This window comes from Sphaerisporangium corydalis (genome assembly GCF_025506355.1).
GTDB classification, from domain to species: Bacteria; Actinomycetota; Actinomycetes; order Streptosporangiales; family Streptosporangiaceae; genus Sphaerisporangium; species Sphaerisporangium corydalis.
This window is the reverse complement of the sequence record NZ_JANZYP010000071.1, coordinates 12967-27163: the sequence shown is the minus strand read 5'-3', so window position 1 is coordinate 27163 and position 14197 is coordinate 12967. Positions and strand designations below refer to the sequence as shown.

13 protein-coding genes are annotated in these 14197 nt (G+C 70.9%); 12 read left to right on the top strand and 1 reads right to left on the bottom strand.

Translation table 11 applies throughout. From position 1 onward, the window contains the following. Positions 1–152 precede the first annotated feature (152 nt). From NYZ98_RS34580 to NYZ98_RS34560, 5 genes are all read left to right on the top strand, one after another. Positions 153–1709, top strand: coding sequence for an ABC transporter substrate-binding protein (locus NYZ98_RS34580; RefSeq protein WP_262848202.1), 1557 nt, complete (start codon positions 153–155; stop codon positions 1707–1709). After that, a complete protein-coding gene (locus NYZ98_RS34575) occupies positions 1706–2731 on the top strand; it encodes an ABC transporter permease (RefSeq protein ID WP_262848197.1) in 1026 nt (341 codons plus the stop codon). The genes NYZ98_RS34580 and NYZ98_RS34575 overlap by 4 nt, the downstream gene beginning before the upstream one ends. After that, on the top strand, positions 2728–4701 hold the full coding sequence (locus NYZ98_RS34570) for a dipeptide/oligopeptide/nickel ABC transporter permease/ATP-binding protein (protein WP_262848192.1): 1974 nt from the start codon (positions 2728–2730) through the stop codon (positions 4699–4701). The genes NYZ98_RS34575 and NYZ98_RS34570 overlap by 4 nt, the downstream gene beginning before the upstream one ends. Beyond that, complete coding sequence (locus NYZ98_RS34565; RefSeq protein ID WP_262848189.1) at positions 4695–5486, top strand: ATP-binding cassette domain-containing protein; 792 nt, start codon at positions 4695–4697, stop codon at positions 5484–5486. The genes NYZ98_RS34570 and NYZ98_RS34565 overlap by 7 nt, the downstream gene beginning before the upstream one ends. 85 nt (positions 5487–5571) lie before the next feature. Next, on the top strand, positions 5572–6795 hold the full coding sequence (locus NYZ98_RS34560) for an ATP-grasp domain-containing protein (RefSeq protein WP_262848187.1): 1224 nt from the start codon (positions 5572–5574) through the stop codon (positions 6793–6795). Here NYZ98_RS34560 and NYZ98_RS34555 read toward each other — a convergent pair. Continuing rightward, on the bottom strand, positions 6792–7541 hold the full coding sequence (locus tag NYZ98_RS34555) for a class I SAM-dependent methyltransferase (RefSeq protein WP_262848185.1): 750 nt from the start codon (positions 7539–7541) through the stop codon (positions 6792–6794). The genes NYZ98_RS34560 and NYZ98_RS34555 overlap by 4 nt on opposite strands. Positions 7542–7637: 96 nt before the next feature. On the opposite strand from NYZ98_RS34555, the gene NYZ98_RS34550 reads away from it, so the two are divergent. From NYZ98_RS34550 to NYZ98_RS34520, 7 genes are all read left to right on the top strand, one after another. Continuing rightward, positions 7638–8672, top strand: coding sequence for an enolase C-terminal domain-like protein (locus tag NYZ98_RS34550; RefSeq protein ID WP_262848183.1), 1035 nt, complete (start codon positions 7638–7640; stop codon positions 8670–8672). An 85-nt stretch (positions 8673–8757) separates the two neighbouring features. Next, positions 8758–9495 carry a class I SAM-dependent methyltransferase gene (locus NYZ98_RS34545; protein WP_262848181.1) on the top strand — a complete coding sequence of 246 codons (738 nt, stop codon included), beginning with the start codon at positions 8758–8760 and terminating at the stop codon, positions 9493–9495. Further along, entirely contained in the window at positions 9492–10712 is a 1221-nt protein-coding gene (locus NYZ98_RS34540) for an MFS transporter (RefSeq protein ID WP_262848179.1), read from the top strand. The genes NYZ98_RS34545 and NYZ98_RS34540 overlap by 4 nt, the downstream gene beginning before the upstream one ends. Before the next feature lie 5 nt (positions 10713–10717). After that, positions 10718–11866 carry an acyl-CoA dehydrogenase family protein gene (locus tag NYZ98_RS34535; RefSeq protein ID WP_262848177.1) on the top strand — a complete coding sequence of 383 codons (1149 nt, stop codon included), beginning with the start codon at positions 10718–10720 and terminating at the stop codon, positions 11864–11866. A 25-nt stretch (positions 11867–11891) separates the two neighbouring features. Continuing rightward, positions 11892–12371, top strand: coding sequence for an energy-coupling factor ABC transporter ATP-binding protein (locus NYZ98_RS34530; RefSeq protein WP_262848175.1), 480 nt, complete (start codon positions 11892–11894; stop codon positions 12369–12371). Further along, positions 12368–12781, top strand: coding sequence for a Fur family transcriptional regulator (locus NYZ98_RS34525; RefSeq protein ID WP_262848173.1), 414 nt, complete (start codon positions 12368–12370; stop codon positions 12779–12781). The genes NYZ98_RS34530 and NYZ98_RS34525 overlap by 4 nt, the downstream gene beginning before the upstream one ends. Next, positions 12778–13854, top strand: a complete 1077-nt coding sequence (locus NYZ98_RS34520) for a GNAT family N-acetyltransferase (RefSeq protein WP_262848171.1) — start codon at positions 12778–12780, stop codon at positions 13852–13854. The genes NYZ98_RS34525 and NYZ98_RS34520 overlap by 4 nt, the downstream gene beginning before the upstream one ends. The last annotated feature ends 343 nt before the right edge of the window (positions 13855–14197 follow it).

Genomic DNA, 14197 nt, shown 5'->3' with positions numbered 1-14197 from the left:
GTTAGTTCCGCGCGGACCGAGGGAGGCGGCCGTACCTCACGCACGCGAAAGATTGGTGGTCGCCGCGGGAACCAGCCACGTGATGCCGCCGACTACAGGTGAGGTGGGAGATCGCCCACCGTGCCGACGGCCATCGCCCGCCAGGAGTATCCGTGTCACGACTACGCCCCCTCGCCACCCTCTTGGCCTCGACCCTGGTGGTCAGCGCGTGCGCCCCCGAGATCGAGAACAAGGCCACCGCCACCCCGGTGCTGCGCGTCGGCCTGAGCGAGGAGTCCGGCGCCCTGGATCCGCACGCCTTCACCGGCAACTTCCTGCTGCTCGACGCGATCTACGAGCCGCTTGTCACCTACACCGAGGGCGGCAGGCTGAAGCCGGGGCTCGCGGAGTCGTGGACCGTCGCCAAGGGCGGCCGGCAGGTCACCTTCGACCTGCGGGACGGCGTCCGTTTCACCGACGGGACGCCGCTCGACTCCGCCGCCGTCAAGTGGAACTTCGACCGTTGGGTGGGCGACAAGAAGTTCTCCTTCTTCCGGGCCTCGCAGGTCATCTCCGCCGTGGACACCCCGGACGCGGACACCGTACGTCTGACGCTGTCCGAGCCGTACGAGCCGTTGCTGCAGGAGCTCTCGATCGTGCGGCCGGTGCGGCTGCTCAGCCCGAAGTCCGCGACCGCCGGCGGCGAGTTCCGAAACCCCGTCGGCACCGGGCCGTGGAAGCTGTTGTCCAACTCCGCCACCGGTGCGACGCTGGCCCGCAACGACGGCTATTGGGGGACCAGGCCTCAGCTGGAACGGCTCGACTTCAAGGTCATCCCGGACTCCCAGGCGCGCGTCGACGCGCTCGCCAACGGCGAGATCGACCTCATCGGCGGCTCGTACCTGGCCCCGATCACGCCGGTGGAGGCCAGATCGCTGAGCGAGCGCGGCGACGTCGCGTTGCTCACCGGCGCACCGGATGTCTCGATCATGCTCGGGTTCAACCCCGACGGCCCGGCCGGTGACCGCGCCGTCCGCGAGGCGGTGCGCAAGGCCATCGACACCACATCCCTGACCAACGCGTTGTTCCTGGGTTACGCCAAGCCGGCCCAGCGGGTGTTCCCCCCGGACGTGCCCGACTCCGGTGCCGACCTGCCGCTGTACTTCGACCAGGCCGGCGCCCGCAGCACGCTGGACGCCGCCGGGTACAAGCTCAACGGCGACACCCGGGTCAAGGACGGCAAGAAGCTGACCCTCAAGCTGCTCGTCCCCGCCAAACCGGCCGAGGGCCAGCTCGACCCCCGCACGATGGCCGAAGCGATCGCCGCCGCCCTCAAGGAGATCGGTATCACCGTCGAGATCTCCCCTGTAGACGCCGCCGCGTACTACGACGAGCGGGCGGAGGGCACGTACGACATCACCTTCTTCGAGACGCTCGGCGCACCGTACGACCCCTCCAGTTCGATCGTGTCCATGTTCACCTCCGGCGCGCGCGGCCCGCTCTGGGTGACGCCGGCCACCGAGAAGCTGGTCGACAAGGCGTTGTTCGCCCGCGACGACGCCACCCGTGCGGCGGCCTACCAAGGTCTTTACACCGCGGTGGCCGCCGACGCCGGGTTCGTGCCGCTGGCCTACCGGCCGCGGATGTGGGTCGTCCGTGACGCGGTGAAGGGTTTCGTGGTGCCGCCCACCGATGTCGACCTGGAACTCACCGGAGTCACCGTCGAATGAGGTCGACGGGCCGGCTCGCCACCGCGGGCGGGTACGTCACGCGGTGGGCCGTCGACACCGCCGGCGTGCTGCTGGCGATGTCGCTCGGCACCTTCGCGCTGGTCCTGCTCGCGCGCGGCGACCCCGCGGCGGTGCTGGCGGCGACCCGGGCCGGACGGCCTGCCACGCCTGAGCAGATCGAGGCCGTCCGTGTCGAACTCGGCCTCGGTGATCCCGCTCCGGTGCGGTACCTGAGGTGGCTCGCCCACGCGTGCACCGGCGACTTCGGGCTGTCGTTGCGGACGAACACGCCCGTCGGGCCTGAGGTCGCGGACCGGCTGGGCGTCACGCTGGCGCTGGTGGCCGGCTCCACCGCGGTCGCCCTCGTGGTCGGGGTGAGCGTAGGCGTCACCGGGGCGGTGCTCCAGCGTGGCGTGCTGCGCGGAACCCTCCGCACCGCGGCGCTGCTCGCCACCTCGGTGCCGGCATTCTGGCTCAGCTACCTTATGGTCCTGATCCTGGCCCTGCGCCTTCGGCTGGTGCCGACATCGGGGATGGCGGGTCTGTCGACGTGGGTGATGCCGATGGCGGTACTCGGTCTGCCGGCCGCCGGTGTGCTCAGCCGGGTCGTGGCCGTCACGCTGCGCGAGGCCCTGGATCGGCCGTACGTGCGTGCGGCGCAGGCCAGGGGCAGCGGGCCGTTGTCGATCGTGCTGCGGGACGGTCTGCCAAACGCGGCCGGGCCGATCCTTTCCGTCGCCGGGTTCGGCATCGGCAGCCTCCTGGTGGGGGCCGTCGTGGTGGAGCAGATCTTCGGCTGGCCAGGTCTCGGGGCCTACTTCGTGCATGCGGCCGGGGCCCGGGACGTTCCGGCGCTGCAGGCCGCCACGCTCGTCATGGGGGGCGGGTTCATCCTGGCCAACCGCTGCGCCGACGTCCTGCAGGGGCTCATCGACCCTCGCTCCCGGCGGGGTTGGGACACTCGCCCGCGTCGCGCGCCCTCCGGCGGGTTCACCGCCCGGCTGCGGCGGGGGGCGACGTGACCGGCGGGCCGCGCGACCCGGCCGGCCGTGTTTGGGTGCGCGCGGTGCTGGTCGCGATGCCCCTGATCCTGTTCGCGATCGTGGGGGTGCTGGCGCCGGTCCTCGCTCCGGCCGATCCGACCGCGAACGACCTGGCGGCCGGGCTGCTGCCGCCGTCGCCGGAGCACGTGCTCGGCACCGACCAGCTCGGCCGCGACCAGCTCAGCAGGCTCCTGTACGGCGCGCAGATCTCGCTCGCGGTCACCTCGGCCGTGCTGGCGGTCTCGCTGACGGCCGGCGCGGCCATCGGCGCCGTCGCCGGTTACCTGGGCGGATGGGCCGATCGGGTCGTCTCCCGGGTGATCGACGTGGTCGTCTCGCTGCCCGGGATGCTGGTGGCGCTCGCGGTGATCGGTGTGCGGGGGCCCGGCGTGGAGAACCTCGTCCTCGCGCTCTCACTGTGGTCGTGGGCGCCGTACGCCCGGATCGCACGCGCCCGCGTCGCCGGAATGCGCGGCAGCCCCCATCTGGACGCCCTGCGCCTGCTCGGCGCGGGCCGCGGGCGCGTCATCGGCCGGCACCTGCTCCCGCCGGCGCTGGCACCCTGCCTTGTCTACGCCAGCACGGACGTCGGCACGATCGTCCTCGGTGTCGCCACGCTGAGTTTCCTCGGCCTCGGTGTCGCTCCGCCGCACGCCGAGTGGGGCCAGATGCTCATCGAGGGGCGGCCGTTCCTGGCCTCCGCTTGGTGGTTGGCGTACCCGCCCGGCATCGCCATCACGGCCGTGGTGTTCGCCAGTAACCTGCTCGGCGAACGGCTGGCGGCCGGCGAGGAACGGCCATCGGTGCTCCGCATGGTCCGCCCGGGACGTGCACGCTCGGGACAGACCCCAGAGCCCGCCCGCGCGGCCGTCACGGCGGAACCTCCGGCACCCATTCCGCCGGGCTCGGCGCACGGTTCTCCCGAGCACCAAACGGTCCTGCTTGTGCGGGACCTGTCCGTCTCGTATCCGGACCGCGGAGAGCGCCGTCGAGTCGTCGCCGGGATGTCCTACGAGGTGCGGCCCGGGCAGATCCTCGCCCTGGTCGGCGAGACCGGAAGCGGCAAGACCACGGCCGCGCTGGCCCCGTTCGGCCTGCTGGACCCGGACGCCAGGGTCACCGGCTCCGCGGTGCTGGGCACCGGTCCTGGGGCCCGGCAACTGGTGGGGCCGGCTCCGGGCGAGCGGCGCCAGATCAACGGGCGCCGGGTGGGCGTGGTCTTCCAGGACAGCGCCGCCGTCCTCAACCCGTTGCGGACGATCGGCGCGCACGTCGACGAGGCGGTCCGCAACGCGGGCCGCGGTGGCCGGCGCGCCGCGACCCGCCGGGTCAGCGAGGAGTTGCTGCGCCTGGCCGGTCTGCCGGACCCTGCGGCGGTCGCCCGCGCGTCGCCGCACCAGCTGTCCGGCGGGATGCGCCAGCGGGCACAGATCGCCATGGCCCTCGCCGGCGAGCCTGAGCTCCTCGTCGCCGACGAACCCACTTCGGCCCTCGATGTGACCGTGCAGGCTCAGTTGCTCGCGGTGCTGGCGCGCCTGCGGGACGAGCTGGCCATGTCCATGGTCATCGTCAGCCATGACCTGGCGGTGGTGGCGCGCCTGGCCGACAGCGTGGCCGTCATGTACGCCGGCCGGATCGTGGAGTCGGGGCCGCTCGCCGCAGTGATCAACAACTGCGACCACCCGTACACCCGTGGCCTGCTGGACGCCGTGCCGCGTCCTGGGACGGCGCCGGGCACCCGGTTCCGCACCATGCCCGGCCAGGCGGGCACCGGCCCGGACGACGCCGAGGGTTGCGGGTTCGCGCCCAGGTGCCCGCTGGCGACGGCGGCTTGCGTGCACGAGCCGCCGGCCTTGGAGACGCTGGTTCGGGCCGCGCACCGATCGGCCTGCCTACACCACCCCGGCCGTCCGGCGGCCGCAGGTGGGAGGGGGGCCGACTCATGCTAGAGATCGTAGGGGTGACCGCCGGCCACGGTGGTGGCGGCCGGGACGTCACGCCGGTGATCGAGGACGTCACAATACGCGTGGCCGCGGGCGAGATCGTCGGGCTGGTCGGCGAGTCGGGGTGCGGCAAGACGACGCTGGCGCGGGTCGTGACCGGGCTGCACCGGCCCAGCGCCGGAGTGGTGCGCGTCGCCGGGGTGGACGTGCATGCGCTCCGGGGCCGGGATCTGCGGGCGCATCGGCGGCAGATCCAGATGGTGTTCCAGGACCCCTACCTCACGCTCAGTCCGCGGCAGACGGTGCGACAGGCACTCGCCGAGCCGTTGCGCATCCACCGGGTCGGCGATGCCCGGTCCCGATCGGCGCGGGTGCGCGAGCTGCTGGACCTCGTCGGGCTCGACCCTCAGGTGGGTGAACGCCGTCCGGCGCGACTGTCCGGAGGGCAGCGGCAGCGCGTGGCGATCGCTCGGGCGCTGGCTCTGGAGCCACGTCTGCTGATCTGCGACGAACCGGTCACCGCGCTCGACGTGTCGGTCCAGGCGAAGGTGCTCAACCTGCTCTGCGATCTGCGTGACCGACTCGAGTTCGGCTGCCTGTTCATCACCCACGACCTCGCCGTCGTGTCGCAGCTCGCGGACCGGATCGCCGTCATGCGGTGTGGCCGGATCGTCGAGCAGGGCCCGACCAGGGACATCACGGCCCACCCTGTCCATCCCTACACCCGCGCGCTGCTCGCGGCCACCCCCATCATGGACACCGGAATCAGCGCCGCCGACCCGCGGGACTGATCGTCGCCGGCGCCTCCGAGTGTTCCTGACCATCGGATTCCCACGTGACGGGAACCTTCCGGGTCGTCTGGCCGACATGTTGCTTGTGACCGTCGCATGTCTGGAGATGCTCTCCTTCGGCCTCGCCCACCTCGCCCGTGCCGCTCGCGAGTCGGGCGAGCGTCTGGTACTGCTGACCGGTGTCGAGTGGCTCTACCTTCACGAACTCGCCACGCTGCCGCCGGGGTCGATCGATGTCCTATCGGTCGACACAAGTGACCGGCGGGCGGTCGCCGAAGCGCTGAGCTCGATCGAGGACCTCCGGGGACTCATCAGCTCGACCGACACCTGGGGGGTGACCGGCGCCGAGCTCGCCGCCGAGTTCGGCCTGCCCGGCATCGACCCGGCGGTCATCCGGCTGGTACGCGACAAGGCGCACGTCCGTGACCTGCTCCACCGGGAAGGCCTCAGTACGTTCGCGCCTCTCGCGGTGGACGACGTGGCCACGATGGACCTCGAACGGCTCGCCGCGGCCGTCGGGCTGCCCGCCGTCGTCAAGGACACCTCCGGCACCAGCAGCCAGAACGTGTGGCTCGTACGTGACGCCGAGGATCTCACCCGTTTCCGTCACGAGGCCGGCCGGGCGGCTTTGTACGGGCGGCTGTTCGCCGAGCCCTTCCTCGCCGGGCCGGTGTACAGCGCCGAGACCGTGACCTGGGCCGGGCACACCCGGCTGCTGGGCCTGTCGAGCCGGCTCATGTCGCCGCAGCCCTTGTTCCGGGAGGACGTGACGGCGTTTCCGGTGGCGCTGCCACCCGGCGAGTTCCGCGAGATCGAGGAGTGGCTCGGCGCGGTACTGACGGTCCTCGGCTACACCGACCGGTTCGCCCATATCGAGCTGGCCATGACCGTCGACGGGCCGCAGCTGATCGAGGTGAATCCCCGCATCGGCGGGGCGCTGGTCGGCGAGTCGATGTGCCGTGCGCTCGGCGTCAACGTCTACACCGGCCTCGTCGACCTGGCCCTCGGCCGCCGCCCACGACTGCTCGACGCGCCCCTGCCCGGCGGGCCCGCCGTGGCGTTCGTCCTGGCGTATCCCGACCGGGCCGGTGAGCTCGTCGCCGTGCACGGCATCGACGACATCGGCCGCTATCCGGGACGGCCCACGTGGTATCCGACCAAGGCGATCGGCACGCACATCGAGCACGTCACCGATGGGCGCGGTTACGCCGGCATCGTGCTCGCCGAGGGGCCGACCGCGGAGATCGCCACACACCGGGCGGTCGCCGCGGCGGGTGCCGTACACGTCTGTACGCGGTCTTCGTGTTAGGCGTCACCCAGCGTGCGAACGCCTCTCACGATCAGTCGCCGGGCGTGGTTGTCGAAAGGTTCGGCATCGAAGCCGCCGAAGCACTCGATGTCGGCGAACCCGGCCTCGCCGAGCATCGCCTTGAGCTCGACGGCGCTGTAGAGGTTGTGCACGACGTGACCCCTGCGCGCCCGGTCCCCCTGTACCAGGACGAAATCGTCCCGGAAGCGGGTCCATTCGTCGAGGACCGTGCCGCGCACGATCAGCGTGCCCCCCTCGACGTCGATGATCTTCGGCTGGCCGCCGTCGCGGGCAAGGATCTCCTTCCCGTACAGGTCGATCATGAGCCGGCCGCCGGGCGCGAGGCTCGCCCGCACGTTGCGGAGTACCCGCATGTTCTGGTCGTGGTCGGCGAACAGCCCAAAGGACGTGTACATGCTGATGACCAGGTCGAACCGGTCGGGTTCGACGAACTCACGCATGTCCGCACGTACGAGCCGGATCTCGACGCCGGCAGCGGACGCGGCCACCGCGGCGCGGTCGAGCAAGGCAGCGCTGAGGTCCACACCGGTGACCGCCGCTCCCCGACGGGCCAGCGGAACCGCGTACGTCCCCGGTCCGCAGCCCAGATCGAGCACCGCGGCGCCCGCCGGTACGCGCAACAGCGGCGACGAGGCGACCCTCGCCTCGGCCTCCTCGGCGCGCTCGGCCGAGAACAACACGTCCGAGAAGTCAGCCCACAACGTCTCGTCTTCGAACCACTCCATCGCTGTCCCATCCGTCGCATCTGATGTCCGCTGCGTAAGAAAGTCGCCCTCGGGGCCCGATTGGTTCCGGCGGCCAAAAGATCGGGAGGCCTTTCCGTGGATCTGGGTTCCGGTGGGATCGAGCTGTCCGTTCGCCGTGAGGCTCTGCGGCTCGTCGAGACGGTGAGAAGTTCCCGAGGTGAGATCGACTCCGTCGACACCTGCATGATCTCCATCGCCCACGATGGAGTCGTCGCCTACGGCGAGGGCACGCCGACCGGGTACGACGGAGTCACCGTGGACGACGTCGTGGGGGCGGTCGAAGCCCACGGCGCGGCATTGATCGGCCGGGATCTGCGGGATCCGGAACGCGTCCTCGACCGCATCGAGCGATGGGACGCGCCGGCGGGCGCGCGGATGGCGCTCGACGGCGCGGTGCACGACTGGATTGGCAAGGCCGCCCGGCGGCCGACCTGGAAGCTGCTCGGGATGCCCCGGGCGCTGGGACCCACCGTGTACACGATCGGCATCGCGGTCCCGGATGAGGCCGCGAACGCGGTCCGGAACGCGCCGGCGGTGGGTGCCTTCAAGGTGAAGGTCGGCGGCCCTGACGACATCGAGGCACTCGAAGCCATCAGGAAGGTGACCGCGCTGCCGGTGCGCATCGACGCCAACGAGGCGTGGGACCTCGACACCGCCCGCGCCCTCACCCCCCGCCTGCGCCGGCTCGGCATCCAGCTGATCGAGCAGCCGTTCCCCACCACGGCCGTCGACGACTATCACCGCTACCGGGAGGTCCCCGACCGGCTCCCGGTCTTCCTCGATGAGGGATGCACCGATGCGGCGAGCGTCCTCGCCGCGCGGGCCTACGCCGACGGCGTCGTCGTCAAGCTGTGCAAGGCCGGCGGGATCCGCGGCGCCCGGCGGGTGATGGAGGCCGGCCGGCAGGCCGGGCTGGAGGTCATGCTCAGCTGCATGTGCGAGTCGGAGCTCGCCATCAGCCAGGCCGCGCAGCTCGCGCCCCTGGCCGACCACATCGACCTCGATGGTCATCTCTACCTGAGCGAACCACCGTTCCACGGACTCGGCCTCGAGGATGGACGGATCATCTTGGGCGAAGCCCCCGGCCTGGGGGTGGCGCCCACGAGGTGACGTCCGTGCCGGCCGCAGGAACTATCCCCGTTCCCGGTGCGACATGTCTGGGGGATGCGGGTGCATCGCACGACGGGAGGAAACGATGAGCTGGTACGAAGACCTGAACCTGTGGTCCGGCTTCGCCGAGGTGCTCTTCACGCCCGAGCGGGCGCGGCTCGCCGCCGGCGTCGTGGCCACCTCGCCCCTGTTCGCGTTCGCGCCGGGAAGCCGTGTGCTCGACCAGTGCTGCGGTGTCGGCGTGTACACGGCGCCCCTGGCCTGCCACGGCTACCAGGTGACCGGTGTGGATCTCCATCCCGAACTGCTCGAACAAGCCGCTGCCGTGTGTGAAGAGGCAGGGGTGAAGGCGACGTTCGTACGGGCGGACGTGCGCGAGCACGTCTCCCCGGGCGCGTTCGACGTGGTGGTGAACATGTACACCTCGTTCGGGTACTTCGAGGACCACGACGACAACCTCCAGGTCCTGCGTAACGCCCACCGTTCCCTCGCTCCGGGCGGCCGGCTGATCGTCGACCTGCTGAGCAAGGAGATGTACGCGTCCTGGGCCGGCACCCCGAAGATCGTCGACGTGCCCGGTGGCATGGTGGTGATGCGTGACCGGATCCTGGACGACTGGGCCCGGTACCGGACCGACTGGACCCTGGTGCGGGGGAACGTGGCCGAGCATGCCTCGCTCACGTGCTACGTCTACAGCGCCGCGGAGCTGCGGTCCATGTTCGAGCTGGCGGGGTTCGAGGAGATCGAGTGCTTCGGCGACCTGGACGGGCGCCCGTACGATGGCGCGGCCACCCGCCTGATCGTCCGGGGAACCAAGGCGTGACACCCACCGACCGGGGGTTGCCGGGCGTCCTTGCGCGCTCCGGCGTCCGCTCGTTCACCGGCGCGCAGTACGCACTGCTCGGGAGCGGGTTCCTCGTCAATCTCATCAGCTTCTCCGTGTACCCCTACCTGGCGGTCCTGCTCCGCGACCGGATGTCCCTCGGCATGGATCAGGTGGGCGTCGTCCTCGGGCTGGCGACGTTCGTGCAGTTCGCCGGAGGGCTGCCCGGCGCGGCCCTCGCCGAGCGGATCGGCCTCCGGCGGTGCCTGGTGATCGCGATGGTCGCGCAGACCATCGGATCGGTGGGGTTCCTCGCCGGCGGGACCTGGCCGGCGGTGACGGTCGCGGCGCTGTTCCTGCGGTCGGCGGCCACCGCGCTCTACTCGCCCAGCGTCCGCGGTTACATGGTGCACGGTGCGAGCCCGGACGAACGACCGCGGCTGGTGTCCGCGAGTTATGCCACGGGCAACGTCGGCATCGCGGTCGGACCGATGGCGGGGGCGCTGTTCATCCACGACCCGGGCGGGATGTTCGCCGCCGCCACGGTGCTGCACGCGGCGATGGCGATCGGGCACGCCTTCCTGCCCCGGGACCGGCGCGACGACCTTGAGGTGATCGAACCGTTGCACCGGGCACTCCGCGGCCTGGCGGTCCTGCCGTTCGTCGTGACCGCCCTGACCATCTATCTGCACATGCACTTCTACCAATATCTGTCGTCCTACGCCGAGGGCAGGGTGTCCGCTGTGTTCTTCGGATCAGCCATGATGGGATATTCGCTGGTACTTGCCGTGATGCAGCCACTGCTCGCGCGGCGGGTCGAGCGGATGCGGTACGCACACGCGATGGCGCTCGGCTTCGGCGGCCTCGCCGTCGGCATGATCGCGTTCACCGGCGGGGGCGAGATCACGATCGCCGCCGGGATCCTCGCCATCGGCGCGGGCAATTCAGTGCTCTTCCTCAAGAACGTTCTTGAGGCGCTCGCCCGTGCCAAGCGGTCGCCGACGGTCGTCTTCGGCCACCAGCGGCTGGCCGAAGGCGTCGGCGCGTTCTTGAGCGGCATCGTCGGCGGGGGCGTCTACCGCCTGTTCGAGACCGCCGGTAACCTTCCGGGTTTCTGGCTGGCCATCGCCGCTCAGTGCCTGCTGTTGCCGGCGATCGTGTTTGTCGTTGGTCGCCGGCCGCGGCGCCCCGTGTCCGGACCGGCGGGTCCGTGGTGAACTCGGTGGACGCGCTCACCGCCGCCCGCGCCGTGGCCGAGCGGCTCCGCGACGATGCCGTCGAACGGGATCAGGCCAACCGGCCGCCTCTGAAGGAGATCGCGCTGCTCCGCGACAGCGGCCTGCTCGCCGTCGATCCCGACGACCATCAGGCCACGCACGCCGTCACCCGGATCGTTTCGGCGGCTGATGCCTCCATCGGTCACCTGCTGGGCTATCACTACCTGCACCTGTGGCGGGCCTCGCTGTACGACAATGTCGAGCTGTCGCGCTCACTGCGCCAGGAGGTCGTCACCGGCCGGCTGTTCGTGGCAGGGGTCAGCAACCCTCGCGGGAGCGTGACGGCCGGCGCGGCCGGGGACGCGCTCTCTGTGTCCGGCCGAGGTGCGTTCGCCACCGGCTGCGCGGTCGCGGACCGCTTGTTCGTGAGCGCGACCCGGGACGACGACGCGACGAGTGTCGTCGTGATCGTGCGTGGTGGCGCCGACGGGGTCTCGCACCCGTCGGACTGGGACAACCTGGGCCAGCGCCTGACAGCGAGCGGGGGCATTGTATTCAAGGATGTCCGGGTGGGCCACGGTGATGTGCTCGGCACCTTCCCGGCCGGCGAGGACGACTCGAGCCCACGCCGGCTACGCCTGTCGCTCGTCGCGCTCGCCTTCCAGGCGGTGCTCACGCAGGTGATCGTCGGCATCGCCGAAGGCGCGCTCGGCGAGGCGGCCCGGTACACGCGGGAGCGGTCACGCCCTTGGCCGGCGAGCGGTCTCGAACACGCCGCCGACGACCCGCACATTCTCGCCGGCTACGGAGAACTCGTCGGTCAACTCCACGCGGCACGCCTCCTGGCCAGGGACGCGACCCGCGCCCTCGTGGCAGCCGATGCCAGAGGCCTCTCACTGACCTCGGACGAACGCGGTCGCACCGCCCTGGCGATCTCCGCCGCCAAGGTCGTGTCCAGCCGGATGGTGATGGAGGTGACAGGCCGGATCTTCGAGTTCACCGGCGCCCGTGCGACGACCCGATCGACCGGCCTCGACCGATTCTGGCGCGACGCCCGCACCCTCACCCTGCACGACCCCGTCGTGTACAAAGCCCGCGAACTCGGCGCCCACCTGCTCACCGACGAGCTCCCCCCGATCACGGCCTACAGCTGAGATCGAAGGCCGTCCTCCGGCTCCGGTGGTCCACGTCACGTCCCCCGCACCGCTGCAGATGGGCATGACCCGCGAGGAGACCAGCACCCGGGTGGACGATGTGCTGGGCATGCTCGGCATCGCCGACCTGGCCGCACGCGCCCCCTTTCAGCTGTCGGGCGGGCAGAAGAAGAAGGTCGCCATCGCCACGGTCCTGGTCACCAACCCCGACGTCCTGCTCTTCGACGAGCCGACCGCCGCCCTGGACCCCCGCACCCAGCAGTGGCTGCTGGAACTCATCGAGCAACTCGGCGCCGCCGGGAAGACGATCGTGCACGCCACCCACGACCTGGAGGCCCTCACCCGCATCGCCGACCGCTGCCTGGTCTTCTCCAAGGACCACCGCCTGGTCGCCGAAGGATCACCGGCCGAGATCCTCGACCGGCGCGACCTGCTCCTGGACGTCAACCTCATCCACGAGCACACCCCCTTACCCGGGACCTGGACCTCCACCACCGGCCGATGACCGAGACGGGGAACCCCCTGCGACGCTGCGGTCTGCGGCACACCGCGCGGCGCGAACTGATCGTGGGGATTCTCCGTGAGACCCGCACCCATCTCAGCGTCACCGACCTGCACAGGCGTCTGGCGGCCGAACGGCCAACGCTCAGTGCCAGCACGATCTACCGCAATGTCGTCATCCTCAGCGGTCACGGTCTGCTGCATCACTTCGACCACGATGGGGAGACGCGCTTCGGCCTCGCCCACACCCCCCATGACCACCTGGTCTGCGACCGCTGCGGGCGAATCGCCGAGCTGCCGGCCGGCCGTGTCGGCCAGGCGCTGAAGTCGCTCATCCTGCCGGACGGGTTCGCGCTCACCGCCTCGGCCCAGCTCCTGCATGGACTCTGCGGCCTGTGCGGCGACCCGGGATGAACCGCCCCCTCCCTAAGGGCGCCAACGACACCCTGGAGAAGCTGGCCGAGGCCCGCGACAAGGAGCAGTTCGGTGGGCTGGTCGGGCTGGAGAAGACCTTCGCCTTCAACCTGTCGGGCCACGTCCTGCACTCGATCTTCTGGCAGAACCTGTCCCCGGACGGTGGCGACCGCCCCGACGGCGACCTGGGCGCCGCGATCGACGAGGACTTCGGCTCCTTCGACGCCTTCAAAAAGCAGCTCACCACCGCCACCGCCACCGTTCAGGGCTCCGGCTGGGGCATCCTGGCCTTCGAGCCGCTGGGCCGCCGCCTGGTGGTCGAGCAGGTCTACGACCACCACGGCAACATCGGAATGAACACCACACCCCTGCTGGTCTTCGACGCATGGGAGCACGCCTACTACCTGCAGTACCGCAACGTGCGCCCCGACTACGTCGAGAAGCTGTGGTCCCTGATCAAACTGGAACGACGTCATCGCCCGCTACACCGCCGCCACCGGCGCCTGACCCCCAATGACCGCGGCGCCCGGCCTCCGGGCTTCCTTGCAACGGTGTCCACCCGGATCACCGGGCGCCGCAACCCCCTGCTCCGCCTCCTCGGCCCCCGCGACGCGACCCGCCACGCGCGGGCCCTGGCCGAGACCGGCGAGCACGTGTTCACCCTGCCGCCCTGGCACGAGACCCCCGCCCAGGCCCGCCTGGTCGCCGCGCGAATGCTCGCCGACACCCGCCACCCCGGGTTCGTACTCGCCCTGGCCGCCGACGACAAGCACGTCCTCGGCTTCGCCTACGGCCACACTTGCTCCCACCTGGCGACCCTCGCCCGCCGCCCGCCCCGCCAGGACTTCACCCTCAAAGAACTCGGCGTCCACCCCGCCCACCGTGGCCACGGTATCGGCGCCGCCCTGCACGACGCCCTGCTGTCCGCCGCCCCCGACGGACCCCGATGGCTGGCCACCCACCCCGCCGCCACCGCCGCGATCGCCCTGTACCGCACCAGAGGATGGCACGCCGCCGCACTCCATCACGCCCACGGCCACACCCGCCTGATCATGCGCCACGACCACCCCTAGAACCATGCCCCACGAGGCACGGATGGCCGCGAACATCGGTGTCGACACCTCATGGGCGAACACCTGGTACCCCTCCGCATTCCCCGGGGTCACGTTCGTGGTCCACACCCGCAAAAGCATGCGTTTCTTCTGCCGAAACGTGGCCGCTGCTGGCTCGCATCGCATCACAGAGCATGCAGCACGGGCCCGACGCGCCGTTCATCTTCATCGGCACCCTGCCCGTCCTTCTCGTCGTCGGGCTCGCCAGCTGCTCCGTTGCGGCGGAACGAACCTGCTCATGAGCGAACGGCCGCGACAGCGGGCCGATGTGGTCGTGCGGCTTACCGGATCCGGCCTTCTCACC